The organism is Methylobacterium sp. B4 (assembly GCF_003201865.1).
Taxonomy (GTDB): Bacteria; Pseudomonadota; Alphaproteobacteria; order Rhizobiales; family Beijerinckiaceae; genus Methylobacterium.
Genome location: NZ_QJJJ01000017.1, coordinates 1 through 18,527, shown reverse-complemented (window position 1 = coordinate 18,527; position 18,527 = coordinate 1). Strand labels below are relative to the sequence as shown.

Here is an 18,527-nt window from a genome sequence, read left to right as displayed (position 1 = left end):
TGGGATGCTGCCATAGGGTCAGCGCAGCAAACCTCGTGGATTGGAACGGCAGCTTAACTGGGCCCCTCCTTTCGCCGTTCCCACGCCGTCGCTCCGACATAGAGGAAGAGGCCAGCCAGCATCAGGCCACAGCCTGCGAGCGACTGGAATGGCCGGACGGCAACGACATGAGCCATCATGAGCAACGTGACGGACAGAAAGATCAGCGGCGTCACCGGGTAGCCCCAGGCTCGGCAGGGCCGCGGCAGGTCGGGTTGCGTGATGCGCAGCTTGATCAAGCCGAGCACGGCCAGGAAGGAGCATAGGGTCAGGCTGAACTGGATAAACTCCAGCACGGCCTCGAAGCTCTGGGTGAGAAGCAGAAGGGTGGCGACCCCGCCTTGCAGCAGGATCGCGGGGGTGGGTACGCCGATGCGAGAGCGGTGAGCGAACGGGCGCAGCAGCGGCAGGTCCTCGCCCATTGCCACCGTCACCCGCGGGCCGATCCACATCATCGCACTGATCGTTGGAATCAGCCCGGCGCAGATCAGGGCGCCGACGAGGCGACCACCCTCCTCGCCGAAGACGTGACGGCCGGAGATCAGGGCGACATCGACCTGTCCGGCGAGTTCCGCGATGGGTGTGGTGTAGAGGAATACAGCGTTTAACGCGACGTAGAGCACGACCACAAGGCTCGTCCCAACGAAGAGCGCTCGCGGCAGGCTGCGTTTCGGATCGTCGATCTCGCCGACGATGTAAGTCGCCGCGTTCCAGCCCGTGTAGGCGTACATCACGAACACGAGGCTGATGGCGAAGCTGGCGCCGAAGATCTGCCCGGCATCGAACCCGACGGGGGTGAAATGGATCGGTTGATCGCCCCCCCCGCGCAAAGCCGACCGTGATGAAAGCGACGATCAGGGCGAGCTTGAGAAGCGTCAACCCGATCTGAAAAACGCTGCTTTGGCGCGCGCCGCGCATGTGGACGACCGTGACGACCCAGATCACCGCCAGCCCGAGCAAGAGCGGCGGCGCGCCGGGTAGAACCGCCTTGGCGTATTGCCCGAACGCCATCGCCGCGAGCGCCACCGGGGCGGCAAAACCGACCGTGGCCGAGAGCCACCCCGCCATGAACCCGACCGCCGGGCCGTACAGGCGTGTGAGGAAGTTGTACTCGCCGCTCGATCGGGGAAACATCGTGGCAAGTTCCGCGTAGCAGAACGCCCCACACAAGGCGACGACACCTCCGATGAGCCACAGCAGAAGTAACGCGAAGCCGGATCGAATGTCCGTGACCTGAAACCCGAGGCTGGTGAAAACGCCGACGCCGATCATGTCGGATACCACGATCGCGGTCGCCGCCAGGGTCGAGACTTTCGTTGACGTTCCGGCGGCAGCGTTTTCGAGCATGTGATTTACATCTGGCCCGCACCAGCCGCGCGTCGAGATGCGGCCTATTGGCAGGAAGCGAGGTTCGTCGGAACTCTCGATCTCCGGGGCGGCTTCGATGGTACAACGAGGAGGCAGCCTTTATGTCGAAACTCTCAATGCTATCCGGCGCCGCGGCGCTCATGATCGTCGCCAGCGGCGGCGCCATGGCTGCGCCTTGCGCGACTGGCACCACGACCAGCACCCAGGGCCCGAAGACAGGCGATACAAGTTCCAACGTGCAGGGCGGCTCGACCGAAAAGGTCACGCCCGGCGCTAAGGGCGAATCCCCCGGAACGGTCGGAGCCCTGAACCAAGGCTCGACCAGCGTGCCCAAGGATGGCGAGGGCACGCTCAAGCCGGGTCAGCGCGTCGAGGGGCAGAACAGCAACGACTGCTGAGAAACGTTCACCGGCCTAACATGCGTCACGCACCGTCACGGTCGCGGGGCGCTACGCCTTCGTCGATCAGGAGCGGGCGCAACCCCCATCTCGAGTGGCTCGATTGCCGTGGGGAAAGCTCGGCAATCTCTTGACTGTGCCTGTCCGTTCAAGAACAAAAGATGAACAAAGAGGCGGTTGACGCTGCGTGTGGATGGCCTGCCGGGGATGCGAGTTCAGGTCGACGCCGATGCGCAAGATCATCCACATCGACATGGACGCGTTCTACGCCTCCGTCGAGCAGCGCGACGACCCGAGCTTGCGCGGTCGGCCGCTGGCGGTGGGCGGCTCGCGCGAGCGCGGCGTTGTGATGGCGGCAAGCTACGAAGCCCGGCGCTTCGGTGTACGCTCGGCCATGCCCTCGGCCACCGCGCGCCGGCTCTGCCCCGATCTTGTGTTCGTGCGCCCGCGCTTCGAGGCTTACAAGACCGTCTCGTCCGACATCCGCACCGTGTTAGAGGAGCACACGCCCATCATCGAACCGGTGGCGCTCGACGAGGCGTATCTCGACGTCACCGAAAACCTGAAGGGTCTGCCGACTGCAACCGAGGTCGCGAGAGAAATCCGCGCCACGATCCTCGCCCGAACTGGGCTGGTTGCTTCAGCGGGCGTCTCCTACAACAAGTTTCTGGCGAAGGTCGCCTCCGATCACAGGAAGCCTGACGCGCTGTTCGTCATCACGCCGGCGATGGGCCCAGGCTTCGTCGAAGCGCTGCCCATCGGCCAGTTTCGCGGCGTCGGACCGGCGACCGAGGCGAAGATGCGGCGCCTGGGCATCCTGACCGGTGCCGATCTCAAGGCACGCTCCCTCGACGAATTGCGAGCCTCGTTCGGCAGTGCGGGCGAGTACTATCACCGGGTAGCGCGGGCGATCGACGACCGGCCGGTTCGCGCACACCGCGAGCGCAAGTCAATCGGCGCGGAGACGACATTCACCGACGACACGAGCGAGTACGCGGTGTTGGCCGATCGTCTGCAGCCATGCCTCGACAAGGTGTGGGCGGTGGCGACGGCGAAGGCGGTGGCGGCCCGCACCGTCACGCTGAAGCTGAAATTCTCGGACTTCGCCCAGATCACTCGGGCGCGCTCCCTGCCGGTTGCGTTGGCGGACCGGGCGACGCTGGAGGAGGTCAGCCTCGGCTTGCTGCGCGAGACGTTTCCCTTGCGTCGGAGCGTGCGGCTGATCGGTGCGGCGCTCTCATCGCTGCAGGCGAGGTCCGGTGATGCCGAATCACGGCAGCTTGATCTTTCTTTGTGACGAAGATCAATCGCTGCACCTAACGGCACTGACCACGATGGCGCAGCCTGCCAGCGGCCCGGACCATCATTGAGGCGTGGCGGATCGACTACAACACCTGTCGCCCCGACACGAGTCTTGGTGGGCTCACCCCGAACGCGTTTGCAACCCGGTCCAAACAGGACCAGAACCAGAACGGAGTCTGGTTATAAACGGGGGCAAACAGGGGGCAAGGTCATGTACCACCCGTTTGTACCACCCCGTAGTCCTAAATCTCTGTTTTTGCCTATTGATTTTGCGGCTCAGCGGCTTAGCCAACTGATAGTGCCCAGGAAAGGTTCTACACCTCCTTCGGCCACGGCCTGCAGGACGGCAATGTCGGCCGCTCCGTGCACCAAGTCGAGATTGGGACGCTCGGGTGCGGATCTCGCCGTGATCGTGCGCTTGGCACAGGGCGCCGGCACGCAGCCCCTCGCGGTCCGTCGCTTCGAGCCGCGAGCGGGCCGAGCCAAGACGACCACAGCGTGATTTCCACCCCCCTCCCCTGCTCGACAGCTCGTGCCCACCTAGCAAGCGACACGATCCGATACGGATCCTGGCGATGGATGGCTCCGACGGCCCGCTCTGGCGAACGCTGCGCGCCGCCGATCCGCAGGGCCGGCTCGCCATCACGTGGGCGGTCCAGAGAATTGTTACCGTAGCAGGATCAGCCTCGCAGGACCTTGCCCGGGTTGAGCAATCCCTCCGGGTCGAGCGCTCGTTTCAGGCGATGGGCCAATGCCATCTCCTCGGGCCGGCGTCGGCGGGCCAGCTCGTCGACGCGATACTGGCCGATGCCGTGTTCGGCGGAGATGCTTCCCTCGAACTGCGCAACCACGTCGTGCACCAGACGGTTGATCGCGGCGCCGTCGTGCTCGGGCCCGACCAGCACGTTGTAATGCAGGTTGCCGTCGCCCATGTGGCCGAACACGTTCGGGACGGTGCCGGGCGCGCCCTCACCTAGGGCTCGGTCGGCAGCCTCCAGGAAGGCGGGGATCGCCGGGATCGGCACCGAGACATCGTGCTTGACCGATCTGCCCTGGTGCGCCTCGCACTCGGTGATGCGCTCGCGCAAGGACCAGAGGCCGCCGGCCTGCGCCTTCGATTCGGCGAGCACGCCGTCGAGGGCATCGCCCCGCTCCAGCACTTCGCCCAGCGTAGCTTCGACCGCGTCGCGCAGGCCCGACAGACTCGATCCCGCTTCGAGCAGGATGCACCAGGGGGAAGCGGGCAGCGGGCTTGCCATCCCGGCGTAGCGCTCCAGGAGGTGGAAGGAGCAGCGAGAGATCAGCTCGAAGGCCTGGATCGTGTCGCCGAGCCCGTCCTGGGCAGCGGCCAGAACGCGGAGGGCCGCCTCCGGGTCGGACACGGCCAGCAGGGCGGTCTCGGTGTGGCGCGGCCGGGGCACGAGGCGCAGCACCGCCGCGGTGACGATGCCGAGCGTTCCCTCGCTGCCGATGAAGAGCTGCTTCCAGTCGTAGCCGGCATTGTCCTTGCGCAGGGCGCGCAGGCCATTCACCACGCTGCCGTCGGCAAGCACGACCTCGAGACCGAGCACGAGGTTGCGGGTCATCCCGTAGCGCAGCACGTTGATGCCGCCGGAATTGGTGGCGATCATGCCCCCGACCATGGCGGAGCCTTCGGCGGCGTAGCTCACCGGAAACAGCCGCCCGGCGGCCTCCGCTGCGGCCTGTGCAGCCTGGACGACGCAGCCCGCCTCGGCCTCCATCGTAAGGCCGACCGGATCGACCGCGCGGATTGTGTTCATCCGCGCCAGGGAGAGCACGATCTGGCGGCCCGAGGCGTCGGGCGTGGCCCCGCCCGCGAGCCCGGTATGCCCGCCCTGGGGCACCAGCGCGATGCCGGCCTCGCGGCACAGGCTCACCACCGCGGCGACCTGCTCCGTGCGGGCCGGCCGCGCCACGGCGGCGGGCCGACCGGGGAAGAGGCGGCGCCAGTCGATGCCGAAGGAAGCGCAATCGGCCTCCTCCGTCAGCAGGCCGCCCGGGCCCAGCTGGGCCTCGAGCCGGGCGAGGAGGTCGGACGGCAGGCCGGTCGCGCTCATGGCTTGCAAAGGATCCTTCAGGCGATCCGGGCCTGGATCAGGCGGGTGCGCACCGTCCCGTCGATGGCGTCCAACTCGGCGAGGATGCCGGCGCGGTCGGCGGGGGCGGCGTCGGCCTCCACCACCACGTAGCCCAACTCGCCCTCGGTCTGAAGGTACTGCGAGGCGATGTTGACGCCGCGCCGGGCGAAGGCCTGATTGACGTGGCCGAGTACGCCAGGAACGTTCCGATGCACGTGCAGGAAGCGCACGCCGCCGAGGCGCGGCGGGATCTGCACCTGCGGGAAGTTGACGGCGCCCAGCGTCGAGCCGGTCTCGACGTAGTCCACGAGCTTGCGCGCCACCTCGGAGCCGATCCGGTCCTGCGCCTCCTCGGTCGAGCCGCCGATATGCGGCGTGAGGATCACGTTCGGGATACCCTGGAGCGGGGAGACGAAGCGCTCGTCGTTGGAGCGCGGCTCGACGGGGAACACATCGACCGCGGCACCCCTCAGTCGTCCCTCCTTCAGGGCGGCGGCGAGCGCGTCGAGATCGACCACGGTGCCGCGGCTGTTGTTGATGAGGTAGGCGCCGGGCTTCATCTTACCGATGCGCTCGGCGTTCATGAGCCCGTGGGTCAGTGGGGTCTCCGGCACATGCAGGCTCACCACGTCGCTGGCAGCCAGCAGCGCGTCGAGGCTGTCGGCGGGCTCGGTGTTGCCGTGGCGCAGCCGGTCGGTGAGATCGAAGAAGATCACCCGCATGCCCATCGCCTCGGCGAGGTTCGAGAGCTGCGCGCCGATATTGCCGTAGCCGACGATGCCCAACGTCTTGCCGCGGACCTCGTAGGAATTTTCTGCTGACTTGTCCCAGCCGCCCTCATGCGCCGAGGCGGAGCGGGGTGTGATGCGGCGCAGCAGCATCACGATCTCGCCGATGGTCAACTCGGCGACGCTGCGGGTGTTGGAGAAGGGCGCATTGAAGACCGGGATGCCGCGGGCGCGTGCCGCGTTGAGATCGACTTGGTTGGTGCCGACGCTGAAGCAGCCGACCGCCACGAGGGCGGGGGCGGCGTCCAGCAGGCCGGTTGTGACCTGGGTGCGCGAGCGGATGCCGAGGACGTGCACGCCGGCCAGCGCTTCGGCATCCGCCGAACCCACGGCGCGCGGCAGGCGCCGTACGTCGTGGATACCGGCCCGGGCGAGAACCTCCACCGCCGAAGGCGCGATGTTTTCGGCCAGGACGATGTTGACCTGGTCCTGGAGCGTGAAGCTGTCCGTGCCCGGCATGGTTTCACCTGCGCCTGTTATCGTGGAGCGCCCGCCATATACGAATGTTGCGATGCGGCAATCGTTGGCGTCCCATCTTTGGCGACGATCGGCGCGATTCGTGACGCCGTTCACTCGGAGAGCCGAGCCGGTTGGCCAGGGCGCGCCTCCCAGTCCTTGCGCCCCGTGAACGAACCCCGGTCCTGTGGCCTCAGCAGATGTGTTTATCCGACCGGGGATGACTTCGCCTTGGCTCGGCTGAGCCCAACGCCGGGGTCTCGAGTGCCTCTCCTGCTGCTGTGAGGGTGGCTCCTCGCTGGACAACGAACCCGGCCCCCTGCCCTCCTCCGCTGCACTGCGGCCAGCACGCTGGCGCGGCGCCGGCCGCCGGCTCGACGCCCAACATGGCGACGGCCCTAAGATACGAGGCGGGGTCGGCGGCGCGACCGCACTTCACCGAGCCTGCAGGCCCGAACCACTGCCGTGGTCGGACTCTGCCGGTGATTCAGGCCGGCGCCGATCTGTAAAAGCCGCCATGATCCGCAGGGCCCATTGTGCGAAGCTCCGTCGATCGGGGTTGCACGCAAGTCCCCTCCCCTGCGGCGGATACCTCCACCAGCAATCCGAACCACGCTTGCGCCAAGCTTGCGCCAGACTCGACTTACGCTTGCGAATCGGTCTTGAACGGGATCAGTTGCAGTTTGTTAGTCATTCTGACGATTTTTCTGCAAGCAAGGCCCGAGAGGATGAACCATCACAACGTGGCCCAGCACGCTGAGCGCCCTGCACCGGTTGCACCTGCTACAATGATCGGAGCGCACGCGGCGGTCCTGCGCGAGCAGCTTCAGGCGATCTCGTCGGGCCTATTCCCGCCGAGCTCGGCCAAGACCCTGCGCCGTTTCACCTCGACCGAGGTCGCGCGCATCATCGGCGTGACGGTCTCCCGCGTCCAGCAACTCGCGGCCGAGGGGCTTGGACCTCAGCCGGAAGTCTCACCCAACGGGCGTCGCTCCTACAGCCTCGCGGACATCCACGGGTTGCGTGCCTACCTCGACGAGAACACCAGAGGCGGTCGCCGCTACCTGCCGCACAGGGGCGAGGGTGATCACCTCCAAGTCGTCGCCATTGCCAACTTCAAGGGCGGCTCCGGCAAGACCACGACGACCGCCCACACAGCCCAGGGCTTGGTGCTGCGCGGCTACCGCGTGCTCGCGCTCGATCTCGATCCGCAGGCCAGCCTCTCGGCGCTGTTCGGAGTCCAGCCCGAACTGGAGGTTGGCGAGAACGAGACGCTCTACGGCGCGATCCGCTACGACGGCGCGCGCTGCCAGCTCGCGGACATCATCCGGCCCACCTACTTCACAGGCCTCGACCTCGTGCCGGCGAACCTCGAACTGATGGAGTTCGAGCACGAGACGCCGCGCGCGCTAGGCCGGCGCCGGCCGGGCGAGCCGCTGTTCTTCGACCGGGTCGCCCAGGCGATCGAATCGGTCTCAGACCGCTACGATGCCGTCGTGATCGATTGCCCGCCGCAACTCGGCTATCTCACGCTCTCGGCACTTTGCGCGGCCACGGGCTTGCTCATCACCGTGCATCCGCAAATGCTCGACGTCGCCTCCATGAATCAGTTCCTCGCCATGACCGAGGATCTGCTTGGCGTCGTAGCGGAGCACGGGGGCCAGCTGCAGTACGACTGGCTGCGCTACCTCGTCACCCGGTACGAGCCCCAGGACGGTCCGCAGACCCGCATCGTCGGGATGCTGCGCACCCTTTTCGAGGACGCGGTGCTCACCGCCCCCATGGTGAAGTCGTCAGCGGTCTCGGATGCGGGCCTGTCGAAACAGACCCTCTACGAAATTGCCCGGGAGGGCATGACCCGCTCGACCTACGACCGGGCGATCGAGGCGCTGGAGGCCGTCAATGGCGAGATCGACGGTCTGATCCGTGGCGCATGGGGCCGGGCATGAGCCGAAAGACGAACCTCGACGCGCTCTTCGGGCGGCGGCCCGATCCGAAGTCAGCGGGGGAGGGGGAGTTTGCAGCTGCAAACCCCACTGCCCCAAAGGCGGAGTTTGCAGCTGCAAACCAGTCCCCGGCCCCACCGGTAGAGCGGCAGCGCAGCGGCGCGATCGGCGCAATGAGCAGCACGCTGCGCGGACTCGCAGCACAAGCCGATGCCGCGGCGGCACTACAGACGGGCGTTTCGGTCGTGGAACTCGACACCGCTCTGATCGATGACTCGTTCATCGCGGACCGGGTGGCGGACGCCAACGATCCGAGCCTCACGATGTTGGTAGAGAGTGTGCGCGAGAGCGGGCAGCAGGTGCCTGTTCTCGTGCGCCCGCACCCGACCGCAGAGGGTCGCTACCAGATCGCATATGGGCGTCGGCGTACGCGCGCCGCGCGGATTCTGGAGCGTCCCGTGCGCGCCGTGATCCGACCGCTGACCGATGCTGAACTCGTCGTCGCGCAGGGCAAGGAGAACCTTGAGCGGCGCGATCTCAGCTTCATCGAACGAGCCTTTTTCGCGCTCCGACTGGAGCAGCACGGCTTCCCGCGTGAGACGATCACGTCCGCCATGGGCGTCGGGAAGGGGGATCTCTCTTCGCTGATCTCAGTGGCGAAGACCGTGCCCGAGGACGTGCTGGCCGCGATCGGCCCTGCCCCGGCCGCAGGGCGCCCGCGCTGGCGCGATCTCGCAGAGCGGGTGCAGAGTGCCGATCGACGCGTGCTCACCGCGCTGGTGGGCGATCCTGCGTTCCAAGCGAAAGGCACGGACGAGCGTTTCGCTGCCGTCTACGCCGCCGTGGCGCAGAAGCCTGAGCGCAAGCCGAGGGCGAAGATGTGGAAGGATGCCGAGGGCCGCAAGATCGCACGCGTGGAGCGCTCGGCCGATCGTGTCGCTCTGTCCTTCGACGAAACCGTTGAGCCGGGTCTGGCGGACTACGTCCTCGACCGGCTTCCCGAAATCCTTGCCGCCTACCGGGCGAGCAAGGACTAACCCCGCCGATCCGCCGCCAACAGGAAGGAAACGAGGACACCGCAAAAAGAAAGGGCCCACCGAACCGAAGCCCGGCAGACCCTCTCTGTAGTCCTGGCAGATTCAGAGAATCACATCTCCCGGCACATCGCAAGGCTGAAAGCCGCCGACCGCGCATGATTGCGTGACGGCGAACGCCTGATCTTGGCCCGGTGCTCGACCAGAGCATGCTCCACATCACGACGCCCTTCGGGCGGCGATCGCTGACGCCTGCGCAGGTGCGTGCACAGGCGAACGCGGACGGCTGCCCGCGCGAGACCACCGTCCGGAAATGGACCGTGCTCCGCGACATCACCGAAGCGCGCTCGCCGCTCGGCCTCTCGGCGCCGAGCCTTGCCGTGCTCGACGCGCTCGCATCCTTCTTGCCCGAGACGGCCCTGCAGATCGGGGAGGGGCCTGACCTCGTCGTTTTCCCGTCGAACCGGGCGCTTTCGCTGCGGACGCGCGGCATGGCTGAAGCGACGATCCGACGCCATCTCGCTTACCTGGTCGAAGCCGGTATCGTCATCCGCCGCGACAGCCCGAACGGGAAGCGCTACTGCCGGCGCGGGCCGAGCGGCCGGGTCGCGCAGGCCTACGGCTTCGACCTCGCCCCGCTTGTTGCGCGTGCGGCCGAGTTCGCCCGGATCGCCGAGACGATGCGCGCCGAGGCAGTGGCCCTGCGCGTGGCCCGCGAGCGCGTGACGCTGCTGCGCCGGGACTGCGTGAAGCTGATTCAGGCCTTGGAGGCGGGGGAGGGCGCGTCGAGTGTCGCAGAACCGCTGAGAGGCCGCTACGGCGTGATCCTGGGCGCCGTGCCCCTTAGGCCCACTCGCGCGGATCTGGATTGGGTTGCAGAGGCCCTCTCGGCATTGGCGGCAGATGCGGGCAAGCTCTTGCTCGCGCATCAGAAAGACATGAATTCGAGCGGCAGTGCCGATCAAAATGAGCGGCACTATCAAAGTTCAAATCCCGAACCCTTTAGTTCCGAACAAGCCTCCGGTAATGCAGGGAAGGCAATTGCAGTGCCCGAGCCGGTAAGCCGCGTGCCGGCAATGATCGCTAGGGCAGGGCAGGGGAGCATCACCGAGGATTTACCGACCCGCACCACCTACCCGCTCGGTCTCGTGCTCGACGCTTGCCCCGACATCCGGGAATACGCCCGGGGCAATATCGGCTCTTGGCGGGAACTCGTCGATACCGTCAGTCTCGTCCGATCCATGCTTGGGATCAGCGCGCATGCCTGGGACGAGGCCCGCGAGGTGATGGGCGAAGAGGCGGCGGCGGTGACGGTCGCTGCGATTTTGCAGCGCGCCGAGCAGATCACGTCACCGGGCGGCTACCTGCGCGCCCTGGTGGAGCGAAAGAGGCGAGGGGAGTTCAGTCTTGGCCCCGTCCTGCAAGCTCTGAACCGCGCCAAGCTTCATGCTTTCGCGAGATGCCGTGGTGCTTGAAGAAGCGCGAGAGGCTGGTCTGGGCCACACGGATGCCACGCTCAGCCGGAGCTCGGACGAAGTTCAAGCAGATCGTGGCTCGGTCGCCTCCATGAGTGAGGTTCACGTGCCCGTGTCGGAACGACTCACTACTTGCTCTGGACGCAGAGGGATGCGTGGATCGACCTAGAGCCAGGATCCGCGTGAGTGGGTGGTGGAGGTTGCTTCGATGACCTTGCGCCGGCAGGCAGCAGCACGGTGTGGGAGCGGTTTTACGACCTCGATCCGTTGGATGGCAGCACTCACGGCACCCGGAACGGTAGCACGGCTGCACGCGGCTTACATCGATTGGGTCTTGGCGCCTGAGTTCATGACTGGCGACATCGTCTTCACGGACAACTTCGGCAGCCTTGAGTGGGCTGCGGGCGCCGAGCGGATGGCTCCCGCGAAGCGCTGCGTTCAACAGCTGGATTTTGACATGCATAGCTCAGAACACGGAGCACGATGGGTCATGCGGCTTGCCCGATGTTGTCGCGGCCAGAAACCGATTCGTTTGCGCCATGCTTCTTGAGCGGCCGGTTGCCCGAGAGGCGGCGCAGCAGCACGTAGAAGATCGGCGTCAGGAACAAGCCGAAAGCGGTCACCCCGATCATGCCGGAGAACACCGCGACTCCCATGGCACTGCGCATTTCCGCACCCGCCCCAGTGGCGGTGACGAGCGGCAGCACGCCCATGATGAAGGCCATGGAGGTCATCAGGATCGGGCGAAGCCGTAGGCGGCTCGCCTCGATCGCGGCCTGGACGGGCGAGCGGCCGGTGAATTCCAGCTCGCGGGCGAATTCCACGATCAGGATCGCGTTCTTGGCCGAGAGGCCGACCAGCACGATCAGGCCGATCTGGGTAAAGACGTTGTTGTCGCCTGCCGACAGCCAGACCCCGAACATCGCCGCGAGCAGACCCATCGGCACGATCAGCAGGATCGCGAGCGGCAGGGCGAGGCTCTCGTATTGCGCGGCCAGCACGAGGAAGACGAGCAGCAGTGCCAGCGGGAAAACCCACACGCCGGAATTGCCGGCGATGAACTCCTGATAGGTCAGATCCGTCCACTCGAAGGCGAAGCCGTGCGGCAGCGTCTCGGCGGCGATGCGCGCGGCGGCCGCCTGCGCTTGGCCCGATGAGAAGCCGGGGGCGGCGCCCGCGTTGATGTCGGCGGACAGGAAGCCGTTGTAGCGCATGGCCCGCTCCGGGCCCGCGGTCTGGCGTACCTGCAAGAGGGCTGCGAGCGGCACCATCTCGCCCGATCCGGCACGCACCTTCAGCTGGCCGATGTCGTCCTGGCGGGCGCGGAACGGCGCGTCGGCCTGGACGCGCACCGAGTAGGTGCGGCCGAACCGGTTGAAGTCGTTGACGTAGAGCGAGCCGAGATAGATCTGCAGCGTGTCGAACACGTCGGTGACCGGGATGCGCAGCTGGCGCGCCTTGGTGCGGTCGATGTCGGCGAAGAGCTGCGGCACGTTCATCTGGAAGCTGGAGAACAGCCCGGCCAGCTCCGGCGCCTGCGCCGCCTTGGCCATGAATGCCTTGGTCGCGTCGTTCAAAGCCTCGTAGCCGAGGCCGGCGCGGTCCTCGATCTGCAGCTTGAAGCCGCCGATGGTGCCGAGCCCGTTGACGGGCGGGGGCGGGAACATCGCGATGAAGGCCTCGGGGATGCCCGCGTACTTCTTGTTGAGCGACATTGCGATCGACGCGCCGTCGAGCCCCTTACCTTTCCGTTCCTCGAAGGGCTTCAGCGTCGAGAACACGATCCCCGAATTCGACGAGTTGGTGAAGCCGTTGATCGAGAGGCCGGGGAAGGCGACCGCGCTCTCGACGCCGGGCTCCTTCAGGGCGATCTCGCTCATCCGGCGGATCACCTCCTCGGTCCGGTCGAGGGTGGCGCCGTCGGGCAGTTGCGCGAAGCCGACGAGGTACTGCTTGTCCTGGCCCGGCACGAAGCCGCCGGGAATCCGCTGGAACAGCACCACGGTCACGCCGACGAGTGCGAGGTAGAGCACCATCATGGCGCCTTTACGCGAGATGACCCCGCGCACGCCGCGTCCGTAGCCGTCCGAGGCCCGGCCGAAGGCGCGGTTGAAGCGGCGGAAGAACCAGCCGAGCAGGGTGTCGAGGACGCGGGTCAGCCGGTCCTTCGGGGCGTGATGCCCGCGCAGGAGCAGCGCCGAGAGGGCAGGCGAGAGGGTCAGCGAGTTGATCGCCGAGATCACTGTCGAGATCGCGATGGTCAGCGCGAACTGCTTGTAGAACTGGCCGGTCAGCCCGCTGATGAAGGCGAGCGGCACGAACACCGCCACCAGCACCAGCGCGATGGCGATGATCGGCCCTGAGACCTCGCGCATCGCCTGATAGCTGGCGTCCCGCGGCGACAGCCCGGCCTCGATGTTTCGCTCGACGTTCTCGACCACGACGATGGCGTCGTCCACGACGATGCCGATGGCGAGCACGAGCCCGAACAGGCTCAGCGCGTTGATGGAGAAACCGAAGGCGTGCATCACCGCGAAGGTGCCGACGATGGAGACCGGCACGGCCAGCAGCGGGATGATCGAGGCCCGCCACGTCTGCAGGAACAGGATCACCACGAGGACGACGAGGGCGATGGCTTCGAGCAGGGTGTGGATCACCGCCTCGATCGAGGCACGCACGAACTGCGTCGGGTCGTAGACGATCTGATAATCGATCCCCTCCGGCATGGTGCGCTTGATCTCGGCCATGGTCCGGCGGACCTCGTCGGAGATGCGGATCGCGTTCGAGCCGGGCGATTGCGAGATCGGGATCGCCACCGCCGACTTGTTGTCGAGGAGCGAGCGCAGCGCATAGTCCGAGGCGCCGAGTTCGATCCGGGCGATGTCGCGCAACCGGGTGATTTCGCCGTTCTCGCCGGTCTTGACGACGATGTCGCCGAACTGCTCCTCGCTCGTCAGGCGCCCCTCGGCATTGAGCGAGAGTTGCAAGTCGAGTCCTGGCACCGCGGGCGAGGCGCCGATGACGCCGGCGGCGGCTTCCACGTTCTGCGCCTGGATTTCACGCACCACGTCGCCCGCCGACAGGCCGTGCTCGGCGACCCGCTGCGGATCGAGCCAGAACCGTGGCGCAGGAAGGCAGCTTCACCCGCGCTGCCAAGCGGCTGAACATGACGCAGTCAGCGCTGAGCCACGCGGTGAACAACCTCGAGGCACGGCTCGGCCTGCGCCTGCTGAACCGTTCAACCCGCAACTTGTCGACAACGGCGGCCGGCGAGCGGCTGCTGAATGCGGTTGGTCCGCAGTTCGATGAACTCGACGCGGAACTCCTTGCCTTGGCCGAGTTGCGACACCGGCCGGCCGGAAAGGTCCGGATCACCGCGCCCGTGCATGCGGTCGAAACGGTGCTGTGGCCGGTCCTGCAACGATTGTTGCCGGACTACCCCGACATCCACGTCGAGGTGGTCACCTCCGACGCCCGCACCGACATCGTAGCCGAGCGTTTCGATGCGGGCATCCGCGTCGGCGAGTATGTCGAAAGGGACATGATCGCGGTCTGCATCGCGCCACCGATGCGCATGGCCGTCGTCGGGCCGCCTGCCTACTTTGCCGAACGGTCAGCGCCGCAGCGGCCGGAGGACTTGGTCGGCCATCAATGCATCAACCTCGCCCGCGCCTCTCGCGGCGACCTTTTCCCATGGGAGTTTGAACGGAACGGCGAGGAGGTCGCGGTGCAGGTCGGGGGGCAACTCGCACTGACCAGCCTGCACATCATCCGGCATGCGACCCTGGCAGGCCGCGGTCTGGCCTACCTGCCCGAGCAGGAGGTCCTCGCGGATCTGGCGGACGGGCGGCTGGTGCGGGTGCTCGAGGAGTGGTGCGAGCCGTTCCCCGGCTATCACCTGTACTATCCGAGCCGGCGCCAGCCGACATCAGCCTTCACGATCCTGCTCGACGCCCTTCGTCATCACGAGCAAGGCTTCTAGATGCTGCGTGAGAGCCTGAACGCCATGGTCGCCTTCGTGGCCGTCGCGCGCACCGGCAACTTCACCCGGGCCGCCGCGCAACTCGGCGTCTCGCAGCCCGCGTTGAGTCAGACCGTTCGTCGCCTCGAGACTCGTCTGGGTGTCCGGTTGCTGGCGCGCACCACCCGCAGCGTGTCGCCGACCGAAGCCGGCGAACGGCTCCTCAAGGCTGTGGAACTCCGGCTGGAGCGGATCGAGGCGGGCCTCGCGAGCGTGGAGGAGATGCGCGACAAGCCGGCCGGAAGCGTGCGGATCGTCGCCGACGAGCACGCGGCCGACACCGTGTTGTGGCCGATCCTGTGCGGCGTCCTGCCGAACCATCCGGATATCGCGGTGGAAGTCGTCGTGCAGAACGGCCCGACCAACGGGCTTGCCGCGCGCTTCGACGCGGGCGTGCAACTGGGCGGCCTCGTTGCCAAGGAGATGCTCACGGTTCCCATCGGCCCGGCCCTGCGCATGGCTGCCGTCGGCGCGCCCGGCTACTTCGCCCGTTATCCCGAGCCGCAGCGGCCGGAGGATCTCGCGGGCCATCGCTGCATCAACCTGCGCCTGCCCGACCACAGCGGCCTCGACGCCTGGAAGTTCGGGCGTGACGGGCGCGAGATCCAGGTGCGTGTCGGGGGCCAGGTCGTGTTTAATACCCTCGGGCTGATCCTGCGCGCGACCCTCGACGGGTTCGGCATCGCCTTCCTGCCCGAGGACCGGGTCCAGGCACACCTCGAGAGCCGGGATCTCGTCCATGTTCTGGCCGAGTGGAGCCCACCGCGGCCGGGGTATCACCTCTACTATCCGTGCCACCGGCAGAGCTCGCCGGCCCTTTCTCTGCTGGTCGAGGCATTGCGCTACCGGGTTTGACCGGGTCAGTTCGGCTATGGTGACGGATGCGGGATCCGCTCGGGAAGGCGAAGGCGGCGAACCCGGTGCGGAGACCGGTGGCGAGCGGAAGCCTGCCACCTCCCGCCGCTGCGAGCCGGCGATCAGCGTGAGGGAGCGATGGCGACGAGCTTGGGGCCGAGGCCGCGGGTGGGCAGCAGGCTGCAACCGGCGGCCACCACCACGAACCGGCGGCTTCTGGCCGGGCTGCGATAGGTCATCGGCGTGGCGTTGCCGCCGCCGAAGGCTCGTCCGCCAAAGCTCCCTTGCTTCTCATTGTTGATTGGCGGCATTCGCCGATCAAGCAGCGCCGGCTCCTGGTTCAGCGCACGAGCTCGACCGTGACACCAAGATCATCGTCCAGACGCGCCCAAGCCTGATCCGCCGTCAGGGCTATCAGGCCGTGTGCCTTCGCCAGCGCGAGGCAGGACCGGTCCCCGAACGAGAGCCCGGCCGAGCGCGTGGCCGGCCGGAGCGCACCGGTCTCAATGGCCGACGCGCGATCGAAGTCGACCATCGTGAGGTGCAGATGCTCCAGCGCCCGGCTGACCGCAGCAACCGCACCTCCGCGCTCCACAAGCTTGGCGATCACCTCTGAGTAGTTGACGGCCGAAATGACCGACTCGGCCAGCGCCGCACGCACGCGCTCCTGACCCTCCTCCTGATTGATCAGGCATAAGAGGGCTGAAGCGTCCAGGGCGTATCTCACGGCCATGGCGTCACTCCTTGGCGGCTTCTGCGCGCCGGTCGGAAATCAGCTCATCGACCACACTCACGCCCTCCGGAACAAAGCTGCGGGCGAGTTTCTGAATTTCTGCAATGGCCGCATCGCGTGACCGAATCCGAAGCTCGCCGTCGACCACTTCCATGACAACGGTATCACCCACCTCGATGCCGAGCTCACGCCGGAACTTGGCAGGAATGACGACCTTGCCGCCATCGACAATCTTGCTGGAACGTGACTCCATGATCTTCCCCATTACCGTCCGAGTTTTCCAAACCATACCCAAACCACATGATATTACCAATAAGGCAGTTTGGTACGGGCGGCCGAAAACCGTCACCCCGCACCGCCTTCCAGATTGGCGACGATAATAGAAGCTATCGCAGGAAATTTGTGGATCGTTAGGGTTTAGACGGCTAAGCTCCTGCCATGGAGCTTGACGCTATCGATTCAGCATCCGAGCCGGCTCGCGATCCATTCGCGCCGCCGGTTCCGTTCGCCGCCGCGCTGCCGCCCGGTCTCGACCTCCTAATTAAGCGCTTGGAGGAGCACGCCCGCGCCGCGCGCGGCGCGTTCGCCGACAACACGGTCCGCGCGCTCGCCGCCGACAGCCGCATCTTCGCCGCCTGGTGTGGGCAAGCGGGGAGGGCGATGCTGCCGGCGACGCCCGAGACGGTGGCCGCTTTCATCGACGCGCAAGCCGAGACGAAGGCGCGCGCCACGGTCGAACGGTACCGCTCGTCGATCGCCGCACTGCACCGCGCCGCCGGTCTACAGAACCCCTGCGCCGACGAGATCGTGCGATTGGCCGTGAAGCGGATGAACCGAAGCAAGGGCCGGCGCCAGAAGCAGGCCGAGCCGCTCAATCGGGGCAGCATTGAGCGCATGCTGGAGGTGAAGACGGCCGGGCGGCTGCATCGGCGCGTCACGGAGGCGAAACGCGAGGTGCCGCTGATCGCGCTGCGCAACGCGGCGCTGGTCGCGGTGGCCTACGACACGCTGCTGCGCCGCTCGGAACTCGTCTCTTTATATATAGGGGATCTGCACAAGGGTGCCGACGGCTCCGGCACCGTGCTGGTGCGGCGCTCGAAAGCCGACCAAGAGGGGGAGGGGGCGATCAAGTACCTCGCGCCCGATACCATGGAGCATATCGACGCCTGGCTCGGGGCCGCGCGGCTGGAGAGCGGGCCGCTGTTCCGGCCGCTGACCAAGGGCGGGCAAATCGGGGCCACGGCGCTCGGGGGAGGGGAGGTAGCGCGAGTGTTTCGTGATCTTGCCACCGCCGCCGGGCTAAAGTTGACGCGGCTGCCCTCCGGGCATTCGACCCGGGTCGGAGCGACGCAGGACATGTTCGCGGCGGGGTTCGAGTTGCTTGAGGTGATGCAGGCCGGCTCGTGGAAGACGCCAGCGATGCCCGCCCGCTATGGTGAGCGTCTCAGAGCTCAGCGCGGCGCGGCTCGAAAGTTGGCGACATTGCAAAACCGCGCATGAGAACGACGGTTGATGATGATTCGCGCGCGATCACTACATCCCTAATTCAACTTCCCACTTGGTAGAGCCTAGTCCCGCGCGTTCGATGTGCGCACCTCCATCGCCTTCCACAGGGCGCCCCCGATAGAGCGCGAGATGCGGGTCCTGGACGTGACGTCGGACGCGAGCAATGCGCCGAAAATCGACTGATAAGAGCCAAGCGCTCGTCTGTTGTTAATCGATTTCGACGGGTAGTCTCCATTCTAAGTTTTCAATTTGACTAGTATAAATTTTAGCTGACGAAGATATGTTTGCGCCCTCCAGGCTGAAGAAGTATTGCCAGTAACCTCATTGCGGAATCGCCACCACAGCGCGGCCGTTGCGATAGTTGGCCAGTCAGTTCGTAAGAGAGGTCAACAACCCTTGAATTTAACAACCAGGTCGTGTCCCGGATGGTGGTGTAGCTGAGGGGTGGTCATCGGCGGTTGCCGGGTAGGGTCGGGTTGCGACGACCAACCTCGAACCCGAGAGACC

The 18,527-nt window shown here is 66.5% G+C and carries 12 protein-coding genes and 3 pseudogenes; 9 read left to right on the top strand and 6 right to left on the bottom strand.

The window, feature by feature from the left end:
• Positions 1-53: 53 nt before the first annotated feature.
• A pseudogene (locus BY998_RS17875) lies at positions 54-1,386 on the bottom strand (amino acid permease).
• Between the two features lie 122 nt (positions 1,387-1,508).
• Between BY998_RS17875 and BY998_RS17870 the strand changes: the two are divergent.
• The 3 genes and pseudogenes from BY998_RS17870 to BY998_RS17860 all read left to right on the top strand — a co-directional run.
• A complete protein-coding gene (locus BY998_RS17870) occupies positions 1,509-1,805 on the top strand; it encodes a hypothetical protein (protein ID WP_146221796.1) in 297 nt (98 codons plus the stop codon).
• A gap of 229 nt (positions 1,806-2,034) precedes the next feature.
• Positions 2,035-3,102 carry a DNA polymerase IV gene (dinB, locus tag BY998_RS17865; RefSeq protein WP_245421635.1) on the top strand — a complete coding sequence of 356 codons (1,068 nt, stop codon included), beginning with the start codon at positions 2,035-2,037 and terminating at the stop codon, positions 3,100-3,102.
• A 38-nt stretch (positions 3,103-3,140) separates the two neighbouring features.
• Positions 3,141-3,293, top strand: a pseudogene (locus tag BY998_RS17860) (integrase core domain-containing protein); the annotation flags it as partial.
• A gap of 494 nt (positions 3,294-3,787) precedes the next feature.
• On the opposite strand, the gene BY998_RS17855 reads toward BY998_RS17860, so the two are convergent.
• Positions 3,788-5,185 (bottom strand): FAD-binding oxidoreductase, encoded by a 1,398-nt coding sequence (locus tag BY998_RS17855; protein ID WP_110352956.1) that lies wholly within the window; start codon positions 5,183-5,185, stop codon positions 3,788-3,790.
• A 17-nt stretch (positions 5,186-5,202) separates the two neighbouring features.
• Complete coding sequence (gene serA / locus BY998_RS17850) at positions 5,203-6,453, bottom strand: phosphoglycerate dehydrogenase (RefSeq protein WP_110352955.1); 1,251 nt, start codon at positions 6,451-6,453, stop codon at positions 5,203-5,205.
• A gap of 785 nt (positions 6,454-7,238) precedes the next feature.
• Here serA and repA point away from each other — a divergent pair.
• From repA to repC, 3 genes are all read left to right on the top strand, one after another.
• Positions 7,239-8,399 (top strand): plasmid partitioning protein RepA, encoded by a 1,161-nt coding sequence (gene repA / locus BY998_RS17845; RefSeq protein ID WP_181425553.1) that lies wholly within the window; start codon positions 7,239-7,241, stop codon positions 8,397-8,399.
• Entirely contained in the window at positions 8,384-9,433 is a 1,050-nt protein-coding gene (gene repB, locus BY998_RS17840; RefSeq protein WP_348629225.1) for a plasmid partitioning protein RepB, read from the top strand. Before repA ends, repB begins: the two co-directional genes overlap by 16 nt.
• Before the next feature lie 191 nt (positions 9,434-9,624).
• Positions 9,625-10,905 (top strand): plasmid replication protein RepC, encoded by a 1,281-nt coding sequence (gene repC / locus BY998_RS17835; RefSeq protein ID WP_348629224.1) that lies wholly within the window; start codon positions 9,625-9,627, stop codon positions 10,903-10,905.
• A gap of 488 nt (positions 10,906-11,393) precedes the next feature.
• Here repC and BY998_RS17825 read toward each other — a convergent pair.
• A pseudogene (locus tag BY998_RS17825) lies at positions 11,394-14,021 on the bottom strand (efflux RND transporter permease subunit); the annotation flags it as partial.
• A gap of 5 nt (positions 14,022-14,026) precedes the next feature.
• Here BY998_RS17825 and BY998_RS17820 point away from each other — a divergent pair.
• Both BY998_RS17820 and BY998_RS17815 read left to right on the top strand, forming a co-directional pair.
• Positions 14,027-14,887: a LysR family transcriptional regulator gene (locus tag BY998_RS17820; protein WP_280952920.1), complete on the top strand. Its 861-nt coding sequence runs from the start codon at positions 14,027-14,029 to the stop codon at positions 14,885-14,887.
• Complete coding sequence (locus BY998_RS17815; RefSeq protein WP_110352952.1) at positions 14,888-15,781, top strand: LysR family transcriptional regulator; 894 nt, start codon at positions 14,888-14,890, stop codon at positions 15,779-15,781.
• Positions 15,782-16,121: 340 nt separating this feature from the next.
• Here BY998_RS17815 and BY998_RS17805 read toward each other — a convergent pair whose 3' ends face one another.
• Both BY998_RS17805 and BY998_RS17800 read right to left on the bottom strand, forming a co-directional pair.
• The gene (locus tag BY998_RS17805) at positions 16,122-16,514 is read right to left on the bottom strand and encodes a type II toxin-antitoxin system VapC family toxin (RefSeq protein WP_110352950.1); all 393 of its coding nucleotides are present in this window, start codon (positions 16,512-16,514) and stop codon (positions 16,122-16,124) included.
• Positions 16,515-16,518: 4 nt separating this feature from the next.
• On the bottom strand, positions 16,519-16,767 hold the full coding sequence (locus BY998_RS17800) for an AbrB/MazE/SpoVT family DNA-binding domain-containing protein (protein ID WP_110353009.1): 249 nt from the start codon (positions 16,765-16,767) through the stop codon (positions 16,519-16,521).
• Positions 16,768-16,952: 185 nt separating this feature from the next.
• Between BY998_RS17800 and BY998_RS17795 the strand changes: the two genes are divergently transcribed.
• A complete protein-coding gene (locus BY998_RS17795; RefSeq protein ID WP_110352949.1) occupies positions 16,953-18,014 on the top strand; it encodes a tyrosine-type recombinase/integrase in 1,062 nt (353 codons plus the stop codon).
• Positions 18,015-18,527: the final 513 nt, after the last annotated feature.